The following is a 778-nucleotide window of genomic DNA, read 5'->3' as shown; positions in this document are numbered from 1 at the left end:
GAGCTATCGGCTCAGAAGAGATTTCAGGCTCCTGAGCATCATCTTTCATTTTAATTAAGTCACAACTATTTGCAGCTATGCTTATTAAGATAAAGAAGCTACCCTTTAATAAGTTGTTTATAAACATTTGTTAACTCTTCTTCATTTACAGTTATGATATACTTTTTTTGTAACTCATCAAGCCATTGTTTTTCCAATTGATTCTGATAATCAGAAATCACTAATCCTTTAATCTCGTTAAATGGCTTAACTTCCGGAGGTAGAGTTTCCTTAATGTACACGAGAATATGTCTATCATTGGCGCTTAATTCTTGTAAACCCTCCTCATTTTTCATACGATCTATTATGCTGTTCTCTCCGGCTTCGTATTTATCACTTTCTACCTGCAAGGCGAGCGTTGCATCTTTATTATACTTATCCTCTAATTGCTCTTTTGAGAAAGCAATAGAATCTCCGTTAGCGATTAACTTTTTAATTTCAGAAATAACCTCCTTGTTCTGACTGTTATAAATGATTGCGTCTACTCGCTTTTGCCATTTATAATTTTCTTTATTTTCCTCATAATATTCTCGCAGCCCCACACTGTCATCTACAGCCTTTTGCCATACTTCATCTTCCATGAGTTGAAACAACATAATCCCTTCTCTATATTCTTTCACTAGCATTTTGTAATCGAAATACTTCTCTTCGAGATGCTCCTCTTCGTACTCTAGTATTTTTTTATTCGTGAAATCTTCCAACAAACGATTAAACTGTTGTTCATAATTTCCAGATACTG

At 34.3% G+C, this 778-nt stretch carries 1 protein-coding gene; it reads right to left on the bottom strand.

All coding sequences use genetic code 11. The features are described from left to right. Nucleotides 1-98 precede the first annotated feature (98 nt). Nucleotides 99-778, bottom strand: a 680-nt coding sequence (locus tag E1176_RS20145) for a peptidyl-prolyl cis-trans isomerase (RefSeq protein WP_185152485.1), incomplete at its 5' end; no start/stop codon positions are given.

This window comes from Fulvivirga aurantia (assembly GCF_009711475.1).
GTDB classification, from domain to species: Bacteria; Bacteroidota; Bacteroidia; order Cytophagales; family Cyclobacteriaceae; genus Fulvivirga; species Fulvivirga aurantia.
The sequence above is the reverse complement of the archived record's forward strand: the minus strand, read 5'-3'. Positions and strand labels throughout refer to the sequence as shown.